We start from the raw sequence: 24,139 nt of genomic DNA on the forward strand, positions 1-24,139 counted from the left end.
CACAGGAATCACGCCGCACCAAAGCCGACATTTCTTTCACCTATCTCGTCATCGACGGAAGTTTAATCTGCAATCCGTACACCTGACCTCAGCGGCGGGCGCGTACAGATGCAGATGATTGAACATGCATATTGAATTTCACCCATTGGCCCTTAAACACTCACATGCGTAAAAACGTCGCACTACTCCTATCATTGGCGGTTGCGTTTATTGTCGTGGCTTGCGCCACCTATGATGGCTCGCGAATTGCGCGATGGGAGGCGAGGTTTGCGCCTGTGCCTGCCGGAGCGCTGACGCCGGACCAGTTGCTGGCCGAGACGCGGATCAAACTCGACATCATCCCCGCAGGAACGGTGGGGCGCCGCTATTTCCGGGCCATGAAGCCGCGCTATATCACCATTCACAGCACGCAGAACTACACCGGCAATGCGCACCAGCATGCGCTGGCGCTGAAGCGCGGAGCATTGCGTGCGACGAAGCGCAAGGGGGGGAACCGCATCGGCTTTCTCACCTGGCATTTCACCGTGCAGGATGACGTGGCGATCCAGCACCTTCCCTGCCGTGAGCAGGGCGAGCACGCTGATTTCGACGGTGCGGGCAACAACTACAGCATCGGCATTGAGATGTGCGAGCATCAGGGAAACGACATTGGCCAAACGATTGACCGTACTGCGCGGCTCGCCGCCTATCTCATGCGCGCGTATGATATTCCGCTCAGCAACGTGGTGCCGCATTATCATTGGCCACGTGTCGGCACCACACCGCTGCATAAGGACTGCCCGCATTTCCTGCTGGAGAATGGCCGCCCAGGTCAGACGTGGCGGTGGTTTCAGAACCGCGTGCAGTTTCATTACAACCGCATGCTGGCAGGTCCGGCAACGCCGCTGGGTTAAAGAATCATGAATGCGGCTTTGTTTCAGTTTATGCTCGCTCTTGCAGCCATTACGGCCTGCAGCGGGCAAAGTGAGGGCAAGTGGCCGGAAAAGCCGGTGCCCAGCACGAGCAAGCAGGTTGCGATACTGGAAGACAAACGCCTCAATGAAAGCTCCGGAGTGGCGCTGGGTGTGCGTGATCCCTCGATTTTCTGGACCATGAACGATTCCGGTGGCGAGCCCTGTGTCTTTGCCATCGATCGCAGCGGGAAAACACGCGCCAAAGTACGTGTGCGTGATGCGGCAAACTTCGACTGGGAGGACATCGCTTCCGGCAAAGATGAGAAGGGGACGCCGATGCTATTCATTGGCGACATCGGCGACAATCTTTTCATCCGCGCCTCGATTCAGGTTTATCAGATCCCCGAACCTGAAATCAACGCACCCGGCAAGCCTGTGGCGGAAACTGAAACTGCCGCACCGCAGCTCTGGCGCGCGAACTACCCCGATGGGAGGCACAATGCCGAGAGCCTGCTCGTGCATCCCCAGACCGGGCGTCTTTACATTTTGACCAAGAGTGATGAGGGCAGGTGTGCGCTCTATGCTTTTCCGCAGACGCTGCAGCCCAAGATGGGCATGGTGCTGGAAAAAGTGGCCGATCTAGCCTTCCCCACACTGATTCGTATCGGCAAGCGCCCGCACGACAACTGCATGACCACTGCTGCCTGCTTTGCGCCGGATGGTTCACGTATGGTCGTCTCCACCTATAGCAGTCTGTATGAATGGCTGCTGCCCCAGGACAAAGCGCTCGCCGAAGCGCTGCAACAAGCACCAGTGCGCATCGAACCCGAGCTGCTGCGGCAGACAGAAGCCGTGTGCTATGACAGCGACAGCCGCACGCTCTGGATGACGAGTGAGCACTTGCCGACGCCGTTGCTGCGGGTGACACGCTGAGCGCAGTTATTTCACCCAGTCGAAGAAGCCCATGGCTTCGAGTTCGCCGCGCAACTGGTCTTTTTGGACATCGCTGAGAGTCGTGTTGGGCAGACGAGCAGGGCCGACATCGACGCCGAGCATCGCCATCACGGCTTTCGCGGCACCCATGTAGCCGTAGCGGACGAGGGTGCTGATGATCTGCACTCCGCGGAACTGCTCCACCCTTGCAGCGGCAAAATCGTTTTGGGCAAAGGCGGCTAGCAGGCGCAGGTAAATGGGGGCGGCGAAGTTGAAGCCGCTGCCAACGGCTCCTTTGGCACCCATCGCCAAAGCGCCGAGCATGTGCTCATCGCAGCCGAAAGGGACGTCCCAGGCACCATCATCGGCACGCAGGGCGTACTGGTAGGCCATGAGGTCGGGATTGGTGAATTTCACACCGGCCAGATTCGGAATGCGTTTGCCCGCCTGCTGCAGGAAATCGGGCACCGAGAGATTCACACCGGTCATCGACGGAATGTCATAGTAATAAAAGGGAGTGTCTGGTGCAGCTGAGGCGATCTGAGCCATCGACTCCACCAGCACTTCAACGTTCTTTGGCTTGAAATACATTGGAGCCAGGGCCGCGATGGCACTGGCTCCCAGATCCTCGGCCTGATCCGCGAGTGCCTTCGCATCGGCAATGCAGTTTGCCCCCACGTGCACGACCACACGCATGGCTGTGCCTTTGGCGACTGCCATCCAGCATTTGGCCAGAAGATGGCGCTCCTCATACGTGAGCGAGTGGCTCTCGCCGGTGCTGCCACCGATGAAAACGGTGTTCACGCCTTTCGAAAGCAGGAACTCCGTTTGTTTTTCCACCACGTTGAGATTGAGCGAGCCATCGGCATGAAAGGGCGTGTGCGTGGCTGTGACCAGGCTGTGCAGGCGTTTGGAATCGGGCAGGTTCAGCATAATGCTCCAAACCTGCGATACGCCAAATCCTCTGCAACATGATTCATGGTGGTGAGTTTGTTTGTCCATGCGCTTTGCTTTTCTCCTCTTGGTCCTGCTGTCCGGCATCCTCCAGGCTGACGACTGGCCGCAGTGGATCGGCCCTCAGCGCGACAGCGTCTGGCGTGAATCAGGCATTGTGGACAAGTTTCCTGAAGGCGGTCCCAAGGTGCTCTGGCGTGTGAAGATCGGTGGCGGCTACACGGGTCCGGCAGTGGCGAATGGCCGGGTCTATCTCATGGACCGCCAGGTGGCCGAGAAGAGCAGCGTGCCGGGAGATGCCTTTGCGCGGGGCATCATTCCAGGCACCGAACGCGTGTTGTGTCTGGATGCTAAGACAGGCGCTCTGCTTTGGGAGCATCGCTATGAATGCACTTACACGATGAGCTACTCCACCGGCCCGCGCTGCACCCCGGTGGTGAGCAGTGGCAAAGTGTGGACGCTCGGCGCAGAGGGAAACCTCCTCTGTCTCGATGCAGCCGACGGCAAGGTTCTCTGGTCGCATGACTTCAAGACCGAATACGAGGCACGCACGCCGATGTGGGGCTTTGCCGGGCATCCGCTGCTCGACGGTCAGCGCTTGATCTGCCTCTGTGGTGGTCCGGGCAGTGTGGCAGTAGCCTTTGACAAAGACAGCGGCAAAGAGATCTGGCGTGCGCTGGATGCGCGTGAGCCCGGCTACTGCCCGCCGACGATGATCGAAGCTGGCGGCACGAAACAAGTCATCCTCTGGCATCCGCAGGCCGTGAACTCTCTCGATCCTGCTACGGGCAAAGTGTTGTGGTCATATCCATGGGAGGTCCGTTTCGGCCTCACCGTAGCTACCCCAAGGCTTGCGGGAGATCTGCTCCTTTTCAGCTCGTTCTACACCAGTTCGAAATGCTTCAGGCTGGATGCCACCAAACCTGCGGCCACCCTGCAATGGGAGGGCAAAAGCTTCAGCGAAAAGAACACCGACACGCTCCACAGCCTTATCAGCACGCCCTTCATCGAGAACGGTCACATCTACGGCGTGTGCAGCTACGGCCAGCTACGCTGCCTGAAACTCGACACCGGCGAGCGCCTCTGGGAAACCTTCGCCGCCACCACCGGCGACAAGCCCGTGCGCTGGGCCAATGCCTTCCTCATCAAACACGAAAACCGCTTCTTCCTCGCCAACGAGCAGGGCGATCTCATCATCGCCAAGATCACCCCGAAAGGCTACGAAGAAATCAGCCGCGCCAAGCTCCTGAAACCCACCACCACCGATCCACGCCGCGCCGTCGTGTGGTCACACCCCGCCTTCGCCAATCAGTGCGTCTTCATGCGCAACGACGAGGAAATCGTGTGCGCGTCTCTGGCGAAGTGATCCTCTGCCCCGAAGAATTCCCGGCTCGCAGCCGTATGGTTGCACATGCCTTCTGCCTCGCCCCCGCTTGTTTGTTCCGGTCCCTTGGATCGGCGTGGCTTCATGCGCTTCGGACTCACGGGATTTGCGAGCCTGGGCTGGCCGGGATTGCTCAAGCTGCGCGCTGAGAATGCCGCGAAGCCGGCGCGTGAACGCACGGCAGTCATTTTGGTTTGGCTGCGCGGGGGTTGCTCGCACCTCGACACCTATGACCCGAAGCCGGACATCGGCAGCGAGTATCGTGGCCCGTTTAAAACGATCAAAACCAAAGTGCCTGGCATGCAGCTCACCGAGTTGATCCCGCTGCAGGCAAAGATCGCCGACAAATTCACCCTGCTGCGCTCGATGACGCACACCGGCGGCGGACATCCGGCTGGATCGCTGCAAATGCTCAGCGGCGACACGGATCCGCGTGACAAACCCAAGCCGCTGCTGCCGGACTGGATGACCGTGGCGAACTTCCTGCGCTCGAAAAACCAGCGCAGCAGTTCGCTGCCGAACTACGTGGGTGTGAACCCGATCATCAATTACGACAGCTTCACCATCGCTGGTCCGGGGTTTGTGAATGCCGCCTATTCACCGCTTGCGGTGCTGAATGATCCCAGCCGCCCAGATTTCGCCGTGCCGAACGTCGGCCTCTCCGATCCATCCAAGCTGGCCCGTCTCAATGACCGCATGGCCTTGCTGCACAGTCTCGACAATCTGGAACGCAATGTCGATGCCGCTGGCGAAATGGGCGCGATGGATCAGTTCGAAGCGCAGGCGATGACGCTGCTCACGAATCCACAGACTCGGCATGCGTTTGATCTCTCCAAAGAAGACAAGCGCACCCGCGATCGCTACGGCATGCATCGCTGGGGTCAGCAGTTGCTGCTGGCACGCCGACTGGTTGAATCGGGTGTGGAGATCATCACGAGCTGCCTCGATGGCCCGCAATGCGGCCGTGTGGGCAACTGGGATGATCACGCCGTGAACCACCACGTCTTTGATGCGCTGCGTTTCCGTGCCGGCGCCTTCGATCAGGCCGTTTCAGCGTTGATTGAGGATGTCTATGCGCGCGGCCTCGACAAACGCGTGCTCGTCGTGGTCAGTGGTGAGTTTGGGCGCACACCCAAAATCAGCCACGTTGCCAGTTCCGGTGCCGGAGAGGCCAGTGCAGCGGCAGGTGTCGTTCAGCCGGGCCGGGACCACTGGCCGCGTGCCTTTACCAATCTCTGGGCCGGTGGCGGCCTGCAAACCGGCGGCATCATTGGTGCCAGCGACAAACGCGGCGAAGACGTGGCCGAGCACGCCTGCTCGCCGCACGACTTCCTCGCCACTATTTATCACCACCTGGGCATCGATTCTGCCAAAGAAACGATCAACGACTTCAGCGGTCGCCCCACACCCATCGTTCCAAATGGGACCCCCATCCGGGAATTGATTCGAATCTGAGGGGCTTTCCGGACGTGGGATGGGTGTGGCGACAGCCCGCCCGTCTGCGAGCGTACTGCAAACACAATGACTCACGAACCCTCCCAGTTCACATCCCTTTCGGCATCCACGGATCCAGCTTGCTCACCTCCGCCTTCGCGGCGGAGCTGACGGGAATCCCCCACGCATCAAAGAACGGCCCAAGATTCTTGTTCGTGATCTTGGAGTAGCGGATGAGGAACTGGTCGCGGCGTTCATCGTCGCCTTTCGGGGCAGGGCCGAATGTGTCGTCGGCGAAGCTGTGCAGATACTTGCGCCAGCTTTCCCAGCCGAACTCCTGTACAAGCTGGATGTAGGTGGTCAGTGCGGTGAAGGGTTCGCTTTTCCACACCTGCCATTTGTTCGACGCCTTCATGATCTTTTGAATGTGCTCTTTGCGCGCTTCTTCGGTGATGGAGGTATGGCCGATGAGCCAGTCTTTCTTCAAAACGGCATCATAGCAGTACATGCCGATGACGTTGTTGGTGACTTCGACGGTGCCGTCGAAGGTGAAATCGCCGCGCTGATGGTTGTGGCCGATCTCGTGGTAGAAACCCCAGCCGGGGAATTTCAGTTTGCCAAAGGTTGTCATCTCCGGCGCGGCGCTGGTGGGAATCATGATGGGATAGCCGCTGTGCATGTAGCCGGCGCTGATCTGCACATCGGCCACGATGCGCTCAGGCCGTTTGCGCTCAGCGGTTTGATTGGTGATGTCGTCCTGCGCTTCGACGACCTTCTTCCAAAACTCCATGAGCTGGGTGGGATTGTTGATGGCGCGTGCGACTTCGGTAGGGCAGCTCAGGATCAGCTTGTCGCAGGCGAGTTCGGCCCAAGGGGCGGGGCGTTTTTTGATCTCGGCCCATTTGGCATCGTCATCCTGACCGAGGACAAACAAAGGCGCAGGCACGGCGTTTTGAATGACGGTGGTGAAAGGTGCGTCGTCCTTGGCCCGGGCTGGGACTTCGATGTAGATGAGTCCGCCAAAGGCGCTGGCGGTTTTAGTGGTGGCGGTGGCTAATCCGACGCTGCGCGTGATGTCAGGTGCGCGCTGCCATTTGTCGAGATGGTAGAGCGTGTCGCTGTGGCAGCCGATGCGTACCGCATAGCCTTTGTCGGCGAGCTTTTCTGGCAGGGTAACTGTGATCGTATCACCTGCGGCGGCGTAGAGGCCCGTACTGGTCCAACCAGGGATGCTGGGTGTCACCTTGATCTCGCCCGTAATGCGTGGGGCGTCAGCAGGCACCTTGCCGGGGAAGGTTTCATGCGCGGGATGAGCGGCCACGCCTTCGCCGGCGGCGAGACGCAGCACTCGCGTCTCCATGCCAAGTCGCAAACGCTGTGCCGCATGCTTTTCGGCAGTGAGCGGTGCCTGCGCTGTCGGCAGCTCGGCATCGGCCCCTGCATTGCCGAGGGCGGCGAGCACGGCGGTCTTCAGATTGCTGCGGTCCGGCGGCTGTGCCGCCATGGCGATCTGGATGGCGTTCGTACCCTGCTTCATTTGCTCGGCCGTTAGCGCGGAACCGCCATCGCGCTGCTTCTTGATCGCACTGATGGCTTCCGAGGCGTTCATCATTTGCGGCAGTTCCGTGCGTGCTTCAAAACTGGGCAGTCGGTCAAAAGCGCTCATGTCCGTGATCGCGATGCCGGCGGGCATCAGCGCTTGGTTGAGTCCGTGGGACACCGTCAAGTCTTTGCCGCCGCTCGTCTGGCCGAAGGCCCAGCCCGTCATGCCACCGATGAAGCCGCCGCCGCCTTTGACGAACTCCGCCACTGCCGAGCCTTCCTCGGTGCTGATGATGCCCTGCATGTTCACAATGACGACGTCGTAGCTGGCGAGGCTCTTTGCATCGATCTTGTCAAAGGTCTCTGCATTGAATTCATGCTGCCGGTACAAATTGACCGCGTTCACACCTTTGAGGCCCACTCTCGGCTTGTCTTTGTTGGCCACCCACCTCACGCAGTTCTCCATGAGCTTTGCGTGATCCCCGCCTTCACCGCCGGCGAGGTAGCTGTTGTGACCGAAGAGAATGACGCGCCCTTTTGCATAACCCGCCGCTGCTGCCACAGCGATCTCGACGCCATCCTTGTCAGGAGCGGAGAGAATCGGGAACGCCATGGTCCCCCAGATGCCAATCGGCCCCGGTGAGCCCGCCTTCGGCACTGATTTGACGCCTTGGAGGATTTTGGCGCGTTCGGCATTCACGAGAGCCTCCGGCATCTGTGCATGCAATACCCCGGCTAAGGCGAGGAGGACGAGGGTGATGGCTGATTTCATGGTTGGGTTGGGAAATGCGGGCTCTAGCGGTAAATCACCACGAGGAACACCAGCGCGTCCCCCTTGCCGGTGTTGACGATGGCGTGCGGCACGTCGGCGCGGTAGGTGCCGGAGTCCCCTTTGGTGAGTTCCTCGTTGTTTTGGTCGGATTCGATGCGCACGCTGCCTTCCTCGACAGTGAGAAACTCGCGGGTGCCTTCAAAGTGTGGCTGGCTGCGCAGGATGCCGCCGGGGCGCAGCGTCAGCTCGTAGAACTCCACGTCCTTTTCGAGATTGATGGGGGAGAGGGTGCGGATCTCGCATTGCTTGTCGCTGCGATAGACCTGGGCGCGGTCGTTGGCCCGGATGACTTGGATTTTCGAAGCGCTGGCCTCGGCGCTCTCGATCAGCTCCTGCAAAGTCAGTCCAAAGGCGCGGGCGATGCGGAAGGTGACGGTCAGGGTCGGATTGGCCTTTTCGCGCTCGATTTCGCTGAGCATGGAGCGGCTCACTCCGCTCGCCGTGGCAAGTTCCTCCAGCGACCAGCCACGATCCCCGCGCAGTTTTTTCACCCGTTTCCCCAGATTTTCATTGATGGCCTCAGGGCTGGATTCAATAGGGGTGGCAACTTTTGGTTTGGCGGGCATTTGTGTCGGTATAACGGATGGTTCTCTTGTAAATTAGAAATATTAGTCACATCCTCAAATCATGATGCGTTGATATGAGTGTTGACCTACCCAGCTAGAACGCTAATTTCTCCCATGCCTGCACGCCCCAATGTCCGCTCTGAACTCGAAGCCGCCATGCGCCAGAGAATCCTGGTCATCGATGGAGCCATGGGCACGACCATTCGCGGTTACGGCCTTATAGAGGCCGATGCACGCGGCACCCGCTTCCTGACCAACGAGAAGGATTTGCTGAACAACGGCGACATCCTTTCCATCACCCGCCCGGACATCATTGAGGACATCCATCGCCGCTTCCTGGAAGCCGGGGCGGACATCATCGAGACGAACACCTTCAGCGGCACCAGCATCGCTCAGGCTGAGTTTTTCACGGAAGTGCCGGCAGGACGGCGCAAAGATCCCGAGTTTTTCCAGACGGTGCTGGAGGACAAGTTCCTCAACGACCTCGCGTGGGAGATCAATTTTGAATCCGCCAAACAGTGCCGCAAGTGGGCCGACATCGTCGGCGAAAAGACCGGGCGGAAACGCTACGTGGCAGGGGCCATCGGGCCGCTGACTGTTTCGCTCTCGCAGTTCCCCGACCTCTCCGACCTGAGCTTCCGCTACGTCACGTTTGATCAGGTGAAGGAGGCGTACAAGCTGCAGATCCGTGCCCTCATTGCCGGTGGGGTGGACACGCTGATGGTCGAAACGATCTTCGATTCCCTCAACGCCAAGACCGCCCTCGTGGCGATCAGTGAAGTGTTTGCCGAAGATCAGGTGGAGTTGCCCGTGCAGATCAGCGCGGCTGTCGGCCCGGGTGGAGAGACCATGATCTCCGGTCAGGTGACCGAGGCTTATCTCAATGCCATGCGGCATGTGAAGCCGTTGTCCATCGGTCTGAACTGCTCCCTGGGGCCGGACAAGATGCGTCCATTCCTCGAAGAACTTTCCACGAAGGCGGACTGCTTTGTCTCCGCCTATCCGAACGCTGGCATGCCCAACCCGCTGGCACCGACAGGCTTTGACCTGCTTCCGCCGGACATGGCCGCCTATGCCAAGGACTTTGGCAGCAGCGGTTTCGTGAACATCATGGGCGGCTGCTGCGGCAACACGCCCGAGCACATCGCTGCCATCGCCAAGGCGGTAGAAAACCTCGCGCCGCGTCAGGTTCCGGCAGACTCGCACGCGATGCGTCTCAGCGGCTCACAGCCCTTTGTATTTGCCCCAGGTGCTCCTGCCAGTGACGACCCAGAGGCCAAGCCCACGCGCCCGCCTTATCTCATGATCGGCGAGCGTACGAACGTGGCCGGATCTCCCAAGTTCGCCAAGCTCATCAAGGAAGGAAAGCTGGAGGAGGCTGTGGCCGTGGCTCGTCAGCAGGTGGAAAGTGGTGCCAATGTGATCGACGTCTGCATGGACGAAGGTCTCATCGACGGCGTGCCCACGATGTCCAAATTCCTCATCCTGCTCCAGACCGAGCCGGAGGTGAACAAAGTGCCCATCATGGTGGACTCCTCCAAGTGGGAGATCATCGAGGCCGGCCTCAAGTGCCTGCAGGGCAAGGGCATCGTGAACTCCATCTCGCTCAAGGAAGGCGAGGAAAAATTCAAGGAATACGCCCGCAAGATCAAGCAGTACGGTGCCGCCACCGTGGTTATGGCCTTTGACGAGCAGGGCCAGGCCGCCACGTATGAGGACAAAATTCGCATCTGCGAGCGCGCCTACCGCATCCTCGTGGACGAGATCGACTTCCCGCCGGAGGACATCATTTTCGATCCCAACATCCTCACCGTGGCCACCGGCCTGGAGGAGCACAACAACTACGCGCTCGATTTCATCAACGCCACGCGCTGGATCAAAGAGAACCTCCCCTTTGCCAAGGTCAGTGGCGGCGTCAGCAACGTCAGCTTCAGCTTCCGTGGCAACAACAAGGTGCGTGAGGCCATGCACAGCGTGTTTCTCTACTATGCCATCAAGGCTGGCATGGACATGGGTATCGTGAACGCGGGCATGCTCGAAGTTTACGAGGAGATCCCGAAGGAAATGCTCGAAAAGGTGGAGGACGTGATCCTCAACCGCCGCCCGGATGCCACGGAGATTCTCGTTGATTTCGCCGAGCAGTTCAAAGGCCAGGCGGGCAGCACCAAGAAGGTGGAGATCGATATGAGCTGGCGTGAAGGGCCGGTGAAAAAGCGCCTCGAGCACGCCCTGCTGCGCGGCATCACCGACTTCATCAACCAAGACACCGCCGAAGCGCTGGCTCAACTCGGCAAGCCTCTCTCCGTCATCGAAGGTCCCCTGATGGATGGCATGAGCGTCGTGGGCGATCTTTTTGGCGCTGGCAAAATGTTCCTCCCGCAGGTCGTCAAAAGCGCCCGCGTGATGAAACAGAGCGTGGCCTACCTGCAGCCTTTCATGGAAATCGAGAAGGCCCGCAGAGCGCGTGAGCGTGAGCTGCTGCTCGAAGTCGCAGCGAAGACCATCACTGCACTGGAAGGCGGTAGCGCTATCGCCGTTGTCGAAGGCTTCAGCTACACGCCAAGCAATGGCCTGAGCCTCGAAGAACGCCGTGCCGAAGTGAAGCTCGCCGCTGAACTCGGTGCCGTGTTTGAAGTCGAGGGCGAGGCAGCCTTGCAGCAGAAGCTCGAAAGCCTGCGCCAGGACACTTCCAACTCAGACCGTGTCGTCGCACCCTTCCTCAATCATAGCCAGCCAACCACAGGCGTTGGCTCTGCCAGCGGCCTGACCGCTGAAGACCTCATTCCTGCCGAAGCTGCCAAACAGGGCGGGGGCAAGATCGTCCTCGCCACCGTCAAAGGCGACGTGCATGACATCGGCAAGAACATTGTGGGCATCGTGCTGGAGTGCAATGGCTTCGAAGTCACTGACATGGGAGTCATGGTGCCATGCGACAAGATTTTGGCCAAGGCGCTCGAAGTCGGTGCCGATGTGATCGGCCTCAGCGGCCTGATCACACCTTCGCTGGATGAGATGGCGCATGTGGCCAGTGAGATGGAGCGCCGTGGCTTCAAGCAGCCGCTGCTCATCGGTGGCGCCACCACCAGTCCGGCGCATACCGCAATCAAGATCGCGCCAAAGTACAGCGGCAGCATTGTGCATGTATTGGACGCCTCCCGCAGCGTGCCTGTGACGACCTCGCTGCTCAGCGCGGAGCAGCGTGAAACCTTTGTGGCCAGCAATGAGGCCCGCCATGTCCGTCTGCGTGAGGAGTATGGCAAGAAGAAGGACCGCGCGCTGCTCAGCATCGCCGAGTCCCGCGAAAAAGGCGTCAAGTTTGACTGGGCCACGCAGGACATCGCCACGCCAACGTTCCTCGGCACCAAGGTTTATGAAGGCACCCAACTCGTCACCACACTGCGCGAGTTCATCGACTGGTCGCCCTTCTTCCATTCATGGGAGCTGCGTGGGCGCTGGATCACAGCGGAGCAGCGGTTCTCCTCTGCTCAGGAAGATGCAGAGCTGAAGGGCAAAGCCGAGGTGGAGGCTCTCAAACTTTACAAGGATGCCAATGACCTGCTCGACCGCGTCATTGCTGAAAGCCGCTTCACACCACGCGGCATCATGGGCTTCTTCCCCGCCAACGCCATTGGCGATGACATTGAAGTTTATACGGACGAGTCACGCGCCACGTTGAAGACCGTCTTTCACACTCTGCGCCAGCAGGTCATCAAGAAGGACACGCCAAACTACGCGCTCAGCGATTATGTGGCACCCAAGGACAGTGGCCGCGCCGACTACATCGGCGGGTTTGCCGTTGGGATTCATGGCTCGGATGAGTTTGCCAAGGAGTTTGAGGCCGCGCACGATCCCTACAGCGCCATCATCTGCAAGGCTGTGGCTGACCGCTTTGCCGAAGCGTTTGCCGAATACCTGCACAGAGAGGCTCGTGTCGCATGGGGTTACGAGAAGATCGAAGAATTCACGAATGAAGACCTCGTCAAAGAACGCTATCGCGGCATCCGCCCTGCTCCTGGGTATCCATCCCAACCCGACCACACGGAGAAGCCCATTCTTTTCGATCTTCTCGATGCTACTGCGAAGACTGGCGTAGAGCTGACCGAGAGCATGGCCATGCACCCCGGCAGCGCGGTCAGCGGACTCTATTTCGCGCATCCAGAGTCACACTACTTTGGCATCAGCGTTGTCGCCAAAGATCAGGTCCAAGACTATGCGCAGCGCAAAGGCATGACGATGGAAGAGGCAGAACGCTGGCTTGGTCCTTGGCTCGGCTATTGAGTTCAGCCGGAGGTGTTACCGAAACCAGCCCCGGATGCGGTCGAACAAGCCGCGTCCCTGCTGGGGCTGTTGCATCTGACGCCGCGGTGCGATGTAGCCTTGGTGTTCCGCACAGAAGTTCTTGGGTACCAAATCGTAAGGCAGCGCATCCTCATAAGCTGTGCCAGCCTGTCCGCAGCCATCCGTGGCGAGTTGGCTGCTGATGCGACAGAGCGACACGCGTGAGAGTGGCAGTGTGACCTTGGGCACTTCGGTTTTATAGCCGAGCGCGCCGGCTTTTTTCATCACGTCCGCCCAGATGGGCAGAGCGAGTGTGCCTCCATAACCTCCCTCGACAATCGTCGCTGGTTTGTCCAGTCCCACCCAGATGCCGCAGCTCACGCGATCCGTGAAACCGGCGAACCAGGCGTCCTTGTAATCGTTCGTGGTGCCGGTTTTGCCGCCACCGGGTTCTTTGAAACCGTATTCATTGCGTAGCGAGGCTGCCGTGCCGCGATCCAGCACCTGCGCGAGGATGTTGCGCATCAGGAACGCCACGCTCGGCGTGATGACCTCGGATTCGAGCACGGGTGTCTGATAGATGATGTTGCCCGCTTTATCGACAATGCGGTCAATGAGGAAGGGGCGGCGGCGCAGGCCTTGATTCGGGAAGATGCTGATCGCGCTGGTGAGCTGGCGTGGATTGCCACCAATGTTGCCGATGAAAATCTGCGGTGTGCGATCAGATGGCTTGTTAAAGCCCGCATTGGTGAGCAGTTCGATCACGCGATCCAGTCCGGCGTAGTTGCCGAGGCGCAGGGTCATGGTGTTGCGGCTTTTCACAATGCCGTCCGTCAGCGTGGTCGGGCCGAGGAATTTGCCATCCGAGTTCTGCGGGCTCCAGTTGGGATCCGCTCCTTCAATTTCACCGGGCTGGATCGGCGCATCATTGATCAGCGTTCCAGGCATGAAGCCGGAGGCGATGCCGGCGGCATACACGAAGGGTTTCACCGTCGATCCGATCTGCCGCTCTCCTTGAGTGGCGCGGTTGTACTTGCTGTGGCGGTAGTCACGTCCGCCCACGAGGGCGAGGATGCCGCCGGTGGAATTGTCCTGCATCATGAGCGCCGCCTGCAGATAAGGAGTGGAGGAGATTTCCTGCGATCCATCCCAGGTCTTGTCAAAATCCGCCTTCTTCGTATGCACATAACCGCGTTGCTTTTCCACGGCGGTCAGACGCTTTTCCACAGCAGCTTCGGCGGCATCCTGCAGGTCTTTGTTCAGGGTGGTGAAGACCTGCAATCCGCCGTCTTCGATCTCCTGCTGCTCCAAAATTAAATCGAGGTCACGGCGAACAGTGTCGAGCGCATAGCCACCCTGGCTTTGAAACACAGGCTGCGCATGCAGGGCGATGTCGGCATACTTGGCAGCGATCTCCTCCTCTGGCGTGATCACCTTCGTTTCCAGCATGCGCTTGAGTACGGTGTCGCGTTCCTTGAGGGCTCCTTCATAGTTGCGGAACGGCGAGAAGCGCACCGGGCTGCGGATGATGCCCGAGATCATTGCCGCCTCGCTCAGGCTGAGCTGGCTGGCATGTTTGCCGAAGTACACCTGGCTGGCCCGCTGTACCCCATAGATGCCGGGACCGTAGAAGATGCGGTTCACGTAGTGCTCAATGATCTGGTCCTTGGTGCAGGCTTTTTCAATGCGGCGTGCCAGCATCATCTCCACCAGCTTGCGGTGAATGCTGCGGTCGTCGAGGTCCGGGTAGCTGTTGCGTGCTAGCTGCATGGTCAGCGTGCTCGCGCCCTGCACCACGCGCATGTCCTTGAGGTTGCGCACCATGGCGCGCGCCACGCCTTTGTAATCAATGCCGCCATGCTGGTAGAACCGTGAGTCCTCACGCGCCAGCAGCGCTTTGACAAACCATGGCGACACCTCGCTCAGCGGTACGACGATGCGGTTCTCGCCGTGCATCTTGCCGAGGACCTCACCTTTATAATCCATCACGATGGTGCGCTCCGGCATGTCCCCGAGCTTGGTCAGGTCGTAGGCTTTCGCCAGATGGCTGTAAATTCCGATGACCACTGCCGCCCCGAGTGTGCAGAGCAGCGAACCACCCATGAAGAAGATCAGGCAGAGCCGCTTGAATGAATGCCAGCGCGACAAGGTGGGTTTTGTCGGCTTGCTCTCTTCAGTGGGCTTCTTTTTCATGCGTGCAGGCATCGGGTCGCTGGTTTTAGACCAAAGATCAAGCCTCAGACGATGAACTCGGTGTGAACTTCAATTTCACAATTCATTTTGCAGCCGATCCAGTCGCGATGAAATCGGGTGGCACCCGGTAGGTGCGGGTACTCAACTCATCAGAGTGTTCAGATGAAGTCAGGACAACGGCGTGGGCGTCCACGCGGATTTTCAGGCCCGCCGCATGGGCGATGTGATCCAGGGTGCTGCGCAGCGAAATATCCCGAATATCGAGGCTGATCTTCTTTTTCTTTTGCTCCTCGCTGGCACCCAGGATGATCACATTGAGGTTCCCGTCCCCAAAGGTATGGAGGTTCTTCACGGCCTGCTTCACATAAGCCACCGCTTCCTCAAGGGTGAGGTCTTTGAATTTGACCTCGGTAAGCATGATCGGTCTGGAGCAATCAGTGATGAACGCTTTCGTGGAATGCAATCCCGCCAGGAGAATCACCGCGCAAAGCCACCCAGTGGCGAGGCGAGATTGGGGATGCAGGAACGCTTTCATGGGAAATTCGACCGATCTTATGAAATGCCGCTGCGGAAAGCAATCCGACTTTGGGCGTGACAATTTGCGTTCGGTTCCCGTACCCTATGACTGCAACCACTCCATCCGACCATGAAAGCACTCTGTCTCTCCCTCCTCCTCGCCTCCGCGCTCGGTGCGTCCGCCGCGCTGCTCGAATCGCCGCAAAAAGGCGGTTTGCAGATCCAGTCGCTCAGTTCACTCAGCTTCGGGCCTGAAGGTCTGCTGCTCGTAGCAGAACCAGCCACGGCCAGTGTGGTGGCGATCCAAACGGGTGATGCCGGACCCAAGACTGAGCGTCTCGCCAAGCCTGTGTCTGATATAGGCACGCAGATCGCCGCCGGACTCGGGGCCAAGAAGGAGGACATCACGGTCAAAGATCTCGCGGTGAATCCGGCCAGTGGTCGCATCTATCTCGGGGTGCAGCGCCGCCCGGACAACGCGGTGCTGATTGTCAGTGTCGGGGCTGATGGCAAACTGGCTCCGCTGAATCTCGATCCGCTCGCCTGGGTGCGCATCACGCTGCCCGGCGGCACCGCCAGCAAGGTCACAAACATCACCGATGTGGCCTTCGATGGCACCCGCGTGTTTGCCACCGGCACCTGCAATGAAGAATTCGCCTCCCGCATCTTCACGATTCCCGTCCCGCTCAAAAACGGCGCGACTGCCAGCGTGTTCAGTGCAGAGACGTATCATGTGGCGCATCGCAAGTGGGAGACCAAGGCACCGATCCAGAGCTTCATCCCGTATCAGTCGAAGGAGGGCACCTTTGTCGTCGGTGCGTTTGCCTGCACGCCGGTGGCGAAGTTCAAAGTGGATGACATCCAAAGCGGGGCGCAGGTCAAAGGCGTGAGCATGGTGGAACTCGGCAGCGGCAACCGCCCGCTGGATCTTTTCAGCTACTCGGACAAAAGCGGCAAGGAGTGGCTCGTGGTTCAGACGCAGCGCTTCAAGAAGAACGCCTTCGGCCCCAGCAAGATGTGGGCTGCACGCATCAGCATGGATTACCTCGACGCCAAGGCACCGGAGAAGACCAATGAAAATGCCGCTCGTCGTGATGAGAAGGAGTCCAAAGGCCCCGAGGGTATCGAGATCGTGGATTCGCTGTTCGGTGCCGTGCAAGTGGACAAACTGAGCGATAGCGAAGCCGTCGTGCTGCGCGACACCGAAGGCACGCTGAGCCTCGAAGTGGCAGCTTTGCCGTGAAACGCTGGCTCATCGTGCTCAGTCTCCTCTGCTCCGTCGCATTTGCCGACGATGTACGGGTGAATGAGGCCGGGCAGATCGAAGCTCGCGGCAGCGATGTACGCGTGTTTCGTGGAGATGCCACCGAACCGCTGTTTGGCAGCGTAGTTAGGGCGCGCGACAGCGTGCGCTTTGCTGCCGCACTGCCCTTGGTGCCGGGAGACACCTATCGGGTGGAGTTTCAAACGGCAGACGGCATCTGGAGCACGCAGCGGCTGAAATTTGCGCATCCAGCATCTGCTGCGCCGACTGTGGCTATCGCGCCCTCTCCCACGGTGCTGCCTGCGAATGCTCTGAAGCTCTACCTGCAATTCAGCCAGCCAATGGAGCAGGGTGTGTTTCTGGATCGCATCACCTTGCAGGGTCAGGACGGCAGCGTGGTGCAGGGGGCTTTTCGTGAGACCGAGCTGTGGTCGCCCGATGGCAAACGCCTGACTCTTTGGCTTCATCCCGGGCGGCAGAAATCCGGCGTGAACCTGAACACCGACGAAGGGCCGGTTTTACAGGAGAACACGCAGCACACGCTCAGGATAGCCGCCAACTGGCGCTCGGCCTCTGGTGTGGGCTTGGGGAAGGAAACCGTGTTTACAGTCTCCGCCGGAGCAGCGGATCACTCTTGTCCCGATCCCCAGCGCTGGCAAATCACCGTCCCGAAGGCGGGTGCGCGTGATCCGCTTATAGTCAGCTTCGATGAACCCTTGGATGCGGCCATGCTCGTTTCCTCATTAAAAGTGAAACGCGGTGAGGGTGAAGTCGCAGGCGTGGTAACTGTGGCCGCAGATGCTCGCACCTGGTCTTTCACGCCAGATGCGGAGTGGACGCTGGGAGCAGGCGTTCTGGAGATCGACCCGTTGCTCGAAGACCTCGCGGGTAACAACCTGCTGGGACCGTTTGAAGTCGATCATGATGCGCCAGCGAAAGCGGCCAAGGCGACTGCATTGGCGTTTGAGGTAGGCGGTTAAGAACGCGCTTGGGTATTCAAGAAATAGAGGAACAAGCGGCTTTCATCAGACGGGTGGTAAGCGCGTGTGGCGCACACTCCTCACTGGGTGGTGGCATGATCTCCAGATTGGCATTTCGCTGCTGCCAGGCGGTGCTCATCTTGTGGACGAGGGTGTCAATGTCAGTGATGTCCTTGGCATGGACCTGCAGCATGGGAATGCCAAAGGTCGAAAAGATGTCCTTTACCAACTGGCGGTCGCGTGTTTTGCGGCTGGCTTTGCCGGGGCTGTCGTCCTCGAACTCGATAGCCACCATGGGCAGCCAGTCTCCTTTGCGGTAGATGAGGAAGTCGATGTGGCGCTGGCAAATTTTCAGGAAACCCGCAACGTTTTCAGGATGAAGGATTTCTAAGAGGCGCGGCTTACATTGAACGTGGCAGCGCTGGGCGGTGATGTTTTCCAAGCAAGCGTGAAACAGAGCTTCGTCAGAGGTAAGAAGGGGATAGGTGGTGGGAGATGCTTCAGGACTGGAAACGGTAGTGATAGCAGGTGAAGGCTGCATTCACTATTAATTGCGGAAACTATGAAAATAATCAAATCTCGTTTGGTAAGAAGCATGTAAAAAGGCTCGGCGTGAGTCTTTTACGATACGCAGAATGTTCGATTGAACAGTTCATTATTTGGGCGAAATTTCGGGCCGCTAATGCCCGCACCTGACGCTAATTCTGATACCCAACCGCTCGTGGACTGGCTGTTTCTCGACCTAAACAGCTATTTTGCCAGTGTGGAGCAGCAGTTGCGCCCCGAACTACGAGGCAAGCCGATCGCCGTGGTGCCGGTGGATACGGATGCGACCTGTGCGATCGCAGCCAGCCATGAGGCGAAGAAGTTTGGGATCAAGACGGGCACGAACATCGGCGAGGCACGGCGGCGGTGTCCGGAATTGATCACTGTGATGGCTGGGCACGATGTGTATGTGGAGTTTCACCACAAGGTCATCGAGGAGGTGGAGAGGCATTTTCCGGTGCAAGTGATCTGTTCCATCGACGAGATGGCCTGCAAGCTGGACGCACCGCGTCGTCGCTTGGATGTGGCGATGGATCTGGCCAGACGCATCAAGCAGGGGCTGCGGGAGCGGGTGGGCGAGTGCCTGACCTGCTCCATCGGTCTGGCTCCGAACCGCTTTCTGGCGAAGGTGGCCAGCGACATGCAGAAGCCGGACGGGCTGGTGGTGCTGCTACCGGAAGAACTGCCGGGTCGGCTGCTGGAACTGGAGTTGAGTGATCTTTGTGGTATTGGCCGCCGCATGGAGCCCCGTCTGCATGCCTGCGGTATTCATACGATGGAGGACCTGTGGGCAGCGGAGCGGGAGACCCTGCACCGGGCCTGGGGCGGGGTGGGTGGAGACCGGTTCTGGCATGGCCTGCATGGCGGCGCGACGGAGGATGACGTGCCACCGGTGCATCGCACGATCGGGCACAGTCATGTGCTGGCCCCAGAACTGCGAACACCACCGGCGGCGGGTATTGTGGCCCGCAGGCTGTTATTGAAAGCGGCCAGCCGACTGCGGCGCATGAAGTACCGCGCCAGGCATCTGCACCTGAGTGTGAGGACGGAGGACGGGCCGCGCTGTGAGGCGCAGGCGAAGTTTGACGAGGGGTCCGACAGCATTGTTTTGGCACGGGTGCTGGCGGAGCTGTGGCAGCGGGTGATGAAACAGGCGCGCTGGCAGCGGGTGAAAAAGGTTTCTGTGACCTTGTTTGGCCTGGTTGCCGAGACTTGTCCGCAGCAGCTTGAACTTTTCGATGCCTCAAGCGAGTCGGCACCGAAGGAACAGCGCGAACATCTGAGCCACGTGATGGATAAAATTAATCAGAAGTTCGGCCGCGACTCCGTGGTGATCGGCTTCACTCCTGACACCGTGCGCACGTTTTCGGGCACCAAGATCGCCTTCACACGGATTCCTGACCGGGAAGAGTTCAAGGAGTAGAGCCCCTTGAGGCAAGACCACAAAAAAGCCGTGGGAGACTGGCTGCTCCCACGGCTGATCGTGAATTGGATGAGATCAAAAACCGATCACTTGGCAGAGAACAGGTCGCGGCTGCGGCGGCGGGTAATGATCAGGCAACCGAGGCCAGCACTCAGAATGAGGAAGGCCGAGCCAGGCTCAGGAACTGGGGCGCATTCGCAGCCGCTTACGGAGACGAGGTAGTATGGATTGCTGTTCACCGCCATCAGGCTGCCGCTGGCGTTGTGGGTGTCTGCTCCCAGAGTGAAGCTGGAAACCTGGGCATTGGGACCGATCAGGGCGTCCAGATTGAGTTTCCAGAGGTCCGTGTTGGCGATCGGGTCGTTGCTGGTCAGCAGGCTCAGAGCATTGTCAGCAATGAGGTCTGCGGTTGAGAAGTTACCTAGCAGAAGACCGCCGCTGCCGTAGATGGAGAGGGTCGGGGCCACCCTGCTGGGGGCGGCGTCGGTCGAGAATTCGTTGAGGCCGAAGTTTCCCAAGGTGGCGGAGAGGCCATAACTGGAGACCAACTGAGTAAATGCGATGTTCAGACCGGTTGAGGCGGCCTGGATGCCGGGGTTCGAACTCGCATCGTAGAGGCCGATGCCAAAATCAGTCAGTTGGCCCAAGGCGTCCTGATAGCGGACGCCGTAGCCACCTTGGAACTCAAAGTTTACATTTGGGTTGGCCCCTACCGAAGTGCCACCATCCAAGGTTAGGGGCGTGAGGTTTTGCAGCGCAGTGATGCTGTAGTTTTGGCCTGCAGGGGGAAACGGCTGATTCAATTCAATGGTAGCGGCGAAACCAAGGCTGGTAAAAGCGAGCAGCATGGCGGCCGCAGCAGCCGACATGGGAAGACGTTGCAGCTGGTGGGCGGATGATGGTGTTTTCATGGTTGAAAAGAATAGCAGATATGAGCCTCAAATTAGATTCACTAAATCTATCGAATGGGCTATCGAAAACTATATTTGAAACATTTCTCTGTAAAGCGATTCAATTATGAAATTTTAAATTAATTATGCCTAGAGGATTGGATACCTTGATCAAATAATGTTATTTTTGCTATTCTTTTACAATAACTTACGCATTTATGAAACTTATGAAGTGATCATGACAATTCCTGCAGGCGGTCCATTCGAGACGTTTTACTCGCGAGTGCTCTCAGCCCGGTGAACGCTGCTTTGAGGCGGTCTTGCTGCCCGCTCTGCTCGTCAAGGAAGAAGGAAAGTCAGTGCCTTATACGACAGATAACTGGAAATGGTGGAGGCGAGAAATTTGCGACGAGCCCGCTCTTTCAGGTGGGTTGGCGTCGTCAGCTTGCTGAGAACTGCAAAAGGCGTGGTTTGATGACTGCGTCAGACGTCAGCATCAGGGAGAGGTCACCGGTTTCTCACGCTTCACGTCGTCGGTCTTGACTGAGTCATCATGAGACGTGGGCGTAAGTGGGGCGGTGAGCGGGATGGATGGCAGGGGTGCAGGTGGTCCCACAAACTCCGGCGGTGTGCTGTAGGCGATCAACTGGGTGACGGTAGCAAAACGATAACCGCGCGCCTTGAGGTCATCCAGCGTGGCAGGCATTGCCGCAATGGTGGTCTCATGAATGTCGTGGCAGAGGATGATGGAGCCGGCGCGGGTCTGGCTGTGAATGGCGTCATACACCTTCTGCGCGCTGCGAGGGCTCTTCCAGTCCTGCGGGTCCACGTCCCAGAGAATGGCCGGATAGCCAAAGGATTTCTCGATTCGTGCCCGCTGGGAGACGCTCACGGCGCCGTAGGGCGGGCGGTACAGCAGTGGTGCGGTGCCGCAGGCTTTGACGATGGCGTCATGCGTGCGGCGCAACTGGCTCTCCACGCTGTCTTTTCCGAGTTGGGTGAAGAGGGGGTGTGACCAGCTGTGATTGCCCAGTTCATGCCCTTCATCCGCAATGCGGCGCACCACATCAGGAAAGGCGGCGGCATTTCTGCCGACAAGAAAAAAGGTGGCGTGGATGCCGCGTTCCTTGAGCAAATCCAGCAGACGCGGGGTGAGGACTGGATCCGGTCCGTCATCAAAGGTGATGGCGATGAGCGGCGCCGCCACATCACAGCGGGTATAGACGCTCTTGCGGTTGGCTGGCAGCACGCGTGGCAATGTGGCTGTGTCAGGCAGCGTGGGGTTGGGCTCATCCTCCACTGGCAGTGCGCGCCGCGTCTCAATCTTCAGCGGGGAGCCTGCCTCCTGCGCGGTGAGCGTGGTGGCAGTGCAGAGGAAAAGGGTGAGCAGGCGCGGCAGAGACATGAGCACGTAAGCTCGTACGCCGCGATAGTTTTGACAACTGGGCATCACCGTTACTTTGCCGTCATGGCTGCGTGCAAAGCTCAGGCTCAGAAGCGGTAGGTCACCGACAGGCGAAACATGCGCGGTTCGATGGGGTGCACATGCACGTCGTCCACCGGCGCAGTTTCACTTTTAAGCTGGGAGGCATAGTAGTAGGCCACATCGTAGTCGCTGCGGTTGAGCAGGTTCAGGCAATCCAGCGCGATTTCCAGGTTTTTGTGGCGGTAGCCGAGGCGGGCATTGACTTGCAACGACTCGCGCGTTTTGATGTCCACCACTGAATCCAAGGGCCGTGGTGCGAAGTAACGAGCACGCAACGAGCCGAATAAGCCCTGTGTGCCTCCGAGCGTGATGCCTCCGTTGAAGGTGTAGGGAATGGAGTTGGGGATCTTTTGGTTGGGGGGATCCGTGTTGACCAGGTGCGCGTCGGTCAATGTTGCTTCAATATCGAGCATGACCCATTCCTCGGGCCGCCAGTAGCTGGAAAGTTCGATGCCTTTGCGCATTGAGGCTGCTCCCGGCTGGGTGTTGCCGGCATCACCGGTGTAGATCAGTTCCGAATCGCTATGCAGCATCCAAAAGGAAAGTGTGTTAACCAGTTTGGGAATGGACTCGTTGCGAATGCCGATTTCGGCACCATAGGTGCGCACCAGCGGACTGACCCGATCTGCTGGGCCGCCAGTGTTAGGATCGGTGGTGATGTTCACGCCGCGGGCGTCATTGCTATGGAAGCCCATGCCGGCGTTCACATAGAACTCGGTCTTGGCCCAAGGGCCGAACACCATGCTGAGTTTCGGACTGACGATGCCCTTGGTCAGCGACCCCGCATTCTCCGGGAGGTTGCTCTTCTCCACGTTGAATTGAAACAAGTCGCCGCGCAGACCCGGGATGATGCGCAGCCAGCGCAGAGGCTTGAGTTCAGCCTCCGCGTAGAGTCCGTAGGTGGACTGGGTGATGTCATCCTGCCGCACGGTGTTCCAGCGCTCACGCTGAGAGGTGTTATATAGGCCGAGGCCGGTGATGATGTCGGTACGCAACTGTATGCCGAGTGTGAAACGCTGCTCCTGGCCCATGGCATCGAAACGCCAGTCACGCGCGAGTTCGCCACCGAGAAACCAGCGATGGTCCTTTTGCTCGAACTGGTCACCCAGCGTGTCGCCACGCGCGAAGCTGTCCATGAAGAAGGTGAAATTGGAAAACAGATCAAGGTCGTAAAAGCCCGCATAAGCATTGGCACGGGTGGTGGTGCGGCCTTCATTGCGCACCCAGTCGAACGACAAACTGTAACGCTGGGAATTGCCGCCGTCTGTTGGATCAAGGTTCCCATAACGACTGATCAGACCACTGTCGAGGGCTCGCTGTGGCACCTGATCGGTGGACTTCCATTTGCCGTGATAGCCCATAAAGGTCAGGTTGATCTTGTCCCTGGCGTCCTCCCAGTGCCAGCGCAGGAGGCCGTTCAAGCGGGTGGCGTTTGAAGGCAAATCCCAGGGGCCGTTGTAGAACTGATGCTCCAAGGCCACGGTGAGCTGCCCGGCACCCGCTTGGATCGTATCCGCGATCAGCGTGCGCGAGTAATCATATTCGCCCCAGGTGGTGGAGAGAATGCCCTGCGGCAACGCATCCACCAGCTTGAAGCGCGCCGCCCCGGTGGAGCTGAGATCCCCATGCTGCGCGTAGTAGGTGCCCTTCCAGTATTCAAGCTCACCGACCAGTTCCGGGATGATGAAGTTCGTGTCCGCATAGCCCTGGCCGTGCGCGTGGTTGCGCAGGTTCACCGGCATGCCATCAACGTAAATCGCAAAGTCGGTGCCGTGATCGAGGTTCGTGCCGCGCAGGTAATACTGGTTCGCCTTGCCATCACCGCTGTGCTGCGTGGCGATGAATCCCGGAATGCTCTCCAACAACTCGCCCCGACGTGAAAAGGGCCTTGCCATGAGTTCCTTGGTGCTGGTCTGTCCTTTTGAGGCCGAGGTGGCGATGCCAATGAGGCTCTCCGCCTTGCCCTCAATGACGACTTCGGGCATTTCGAGCGCCAATTCTTCAGCCATTGAGCCGTCTCCACCC

At 59.0% G+C, this 24,139-nt stretch carries 17 protein-coding genes; 8 read left to right on the forward strand and 9 right to left on the reverse strand.

Annotated features, from left to right (window positions below):
* Nucleotides 1-164: 164 nt before the first annotated feature.
* The gene (locus PSV43_RS07355) at nucleotides 165-893 is read left to right on the forward strand and encodes an N-acetylmuramoyl-L-alanine amidase (RefSeq protein WP_300195061.1); all 729 of its coding nucleotides are present in this window, start codon (nucleotides 165-167) and stop codon (nucleotides 891-893) included.
* A gap of 30 nt (nucleotides 894-923) precedes the next feature.
* The gene (locus PSV43_RS07360; RefSeq protein ID WP_300195063.1) at nucleotides 924-1,826 is read left to right on the forward strand and encodes a hypothetical protein; all 903 of its coding nucleotides are present in this window, start codon (nucleotides 924-926) and stop codon (nucleotides 1,824-1,826) included.
* 6 nt (nucleotides 1,827-1,832) lie between these two features.
* Here the strand turns inward: PSV43_RS07360 and PSV43_RS07365 are convergent, their stop codons facing one another.
* On the reverse strand, nucleotides 1,833-2,759 hold the full coding sequence (locus tag PSV43_RS07365) for a dihydrodipicolinate synthase family protein (RefSeq protein ID WP_300195065.1): 927 nt from the start codon (nucleotides 2,757-2,759) through the stop codon (nucleotides 1,833-1,835).
* Nucleotides 2,760-2,826: 67 nt separating this feature from the next.
* Here PSV43_RS07365 and PSV43_RS07370 point away from each other — a divergent pair, with 67 nt between their 5' ends.
* Nucleotides 2,827-4,146, forward strand: a complete 1,320-nt coding sequence (locus tag PSV43_RS07370) for a PQQ-binding-like beta-propeller repeat protein (RefSeq protein WP_300195067.1) — start codon at nucleotides 2,827-2,829, stop codon at nucleotides 4,144-4,146.
* A gap of 102 nt (nucleotides 4,147-4,248) precedes the next feature.
* Nucleotides 4,249-5,619 (forward strand): DUF1501 domain-containing protein, encoded by a 1,371-nt coding sequence (locus PSV43_RS07375; RefSeq protein ID WP_300195069.1) that lies wholly within the window; start codon nucleotides 4,249-4,251, stop codon nucleotides 5,617-5,619.
* A gap of 88 nt (nucleotides 5,620-5,707) precedes the next feature.
* On the opposite strand, the gene PSV43_RS07380 is transcribed toward PSV43_RS07375, so the two are convergent.
* Complete coding sequence (locus PSV43_RS07380; protein WP_300195071.1) at nucleotides 5,708-7,912, reverse strand: M60 family metallopeptidase; 2,205 nt, start codon at nucleotides 7,910-7,912, stop codon at nucleotides 5,708-5,710.
* A 23-nt stretch (nucleotides 7,913-7,935) separates the two neighbouring features.
* Nucleotides 7,936-8,538, reverse strand: coding sequence for an XRE family transcriptional regulator (locus PSV43_RS07385; RefSeq protein ID WP_300195073.1), 603 nt, complete (start codon nucleotides 8,536-8,538; stop codon nucleotides 7,936-7,938).
* A gap of 114 nt (nucleotides 8,539-8,652) precedes the next feature.
* Here PSV43_RS07385 and PSV43_RS07390 point away from each other — a divergent pair, with 114 nt between their 5' ends.
* A complete protein-coding gene (locus tag PSV43_RS07390; protein WP_300195075.1) occupies nucleotides 8,653-12,816 on the forward strand; it encodes a vitamin B12 dependent-methionine synthase activation domain-containing protein in 4,164 nt (1,387 codons plus the stop codon).
* Between the two features lie 15 nt (nucleotides 12,817-12,831).
* Here PSV43_RS07390 and PSV43_RS07395 read toward each other — a convergent pair whose 3' ends face one another.
* Nucleotides 12,832-15,009, reverse strand: coding sequence for a PBP1A family penicillin-binding protein (locus PSV43_RS07395; RefSeq protein ID WP_300195077.1), 2,178 nt, complete (start codon nucleotides 15,007-15,009; stop codon nucleotides 12,832-12,834).
* Between the two features lie 82 nt (nucleotides 15,010-15,091).
* Nucleotides 15,092-15,427, reverse strand: a complete 336-nt coding sequence (locus PSV43_RS07400) for a hypothetical protein (protein ID WP_300195079.1) — start codon at nucleotides 15,425-15,427, stop codon at nucleotides 15,092-15,094.
* A gap of 228 nt (nucleotides 15,428-15,655) precedes the next feature.
* On the opposite strand from PSV43_RS07400, the gene PSV43_RS07405 reads away from it, so the two are divergent.
* Complete coding sequence (locus PSV43_RS07405) at nucleotides 15,656-16,768, forward strand: hypothetical protein (RefSeq protein WP_300195081.1); 1,113 nt, start codon at nucleotides 15,656-15,658, stop codon at nucleotides 16,766-16,768.
* Nucleotides 16,765-17,769 carry an Ig-like domain-containing protein gene (locus PSV43_RS07410; protein WP_300195083.1) on the forward strand — a complete coding sequence of 335 codons (1,005 nt, stop codon included), beginning with the start codon at nucleotides 16,765-16,767 and terminating at the stop codon, nucleotides 17,767-17,769. Before PSV43_RS07405 ends, PSV43_RS07410 begins: the two co-directional genes overlap by 4 nt.
* A 16-nt stretch (nucleotides 17,770-17,785) precedes the next feature.
* Here PSV43_RS07410 and PSV43_RS07415 read toward each other — a convergent pair whose 3' ends face one another.
* Nucleotides 17,786-18,310 (reverse strand): DUF2726 domain-containing protein, encoded by a 525-nt coding sequence (locus PSV43_RS07415; protein ID WP_300195085.1) that lies wholly within the window; start codon nucleotides 18,308-18,310, stop codon nucleotides 17,786-17,788.
* A gap of 180 nt (nucleotides 18,311-18,490) precedes the next feature.
* On the opposite strand from PSV43_RS07415, the gene PSV43_RS07420 reads away from it, so the two are divergent.
* Nucleotides 18,491-19,738: a hypothetical protein gene (locus PSV43_RS07420; RefSeq protein WP_300195087.1), complete on the forward strand. Its 1,248-nt coding sequence runs from the start codon at nucleotides 18,491-18,493 to the stop codon at nucleotides 19,736-19,738.
* A gap of 86 nt (nucleotides 19,739-19,824) precedes the next feature.
* Here the strand turns inward: PSV43_RS07420 and PSV43_RS07425 are convergent, their stop codons facing one another.
* The 3 genes from PSV43_RS07425 to PSV43_RS07435 form a co-directional block, all read right to left on the reverse strand.
* Nucleotides 19,825-20,649 carry a PEP-CTERM sorting domain-containing protein gene (locus PSV43_RS07425; RefSeq protein WP_300195089.1) on the reverse strand — a complete coding sequence of 275 codons (825 nt, stop codon included), beginning with the start codon at nucleotides 20,647-20,649 and terminating at the stop codon, nucleotides 19,825-19,827.
* A 475-nt stretch (nucleotides 20,650-21,124) separates the two neighbouring features.
* Nucleotides 21,125-22,033 carry a polysaccharide deacetylase family protein gene (locus PSV43_RS07430; protein ID WP_300195091.1) on the reverse strand — a complete coding sequence of 303 codons (909 nt, stop codon included), beginning with the start codon at nucleotides 22,031-22,033 and terminating at the stop codon, nucleotides 21,125-21,127.
* A gap of 86 nt (nucleotides 22,034-22,119) precedes the next feature.
* Nucleotides 22,120-24,123 (reverse strand): TonB-dependent receptor, encoded by a 2,004-nt coding sequence (locus PSV43_RS07435; protein WP_300195093.1) that lies wholly within the window; start codon nucleotides 24,121-24,123, stop codon nucleotides 22,120-22,122.
* Between the last annotated feature and the right edge of the window lie 16 nt (nucleotides 24,124-24,139).

It is taken from the genome of Prosthecobacter sp., from assembly GCF_029946185.1.
Taxonomy (GTDB): Bacteria; Verrucomicrobiota; Verrucomicrobiia; order Verrucomicrobiales; family Verrucomicrobiaceae; genus Prosthecobacter.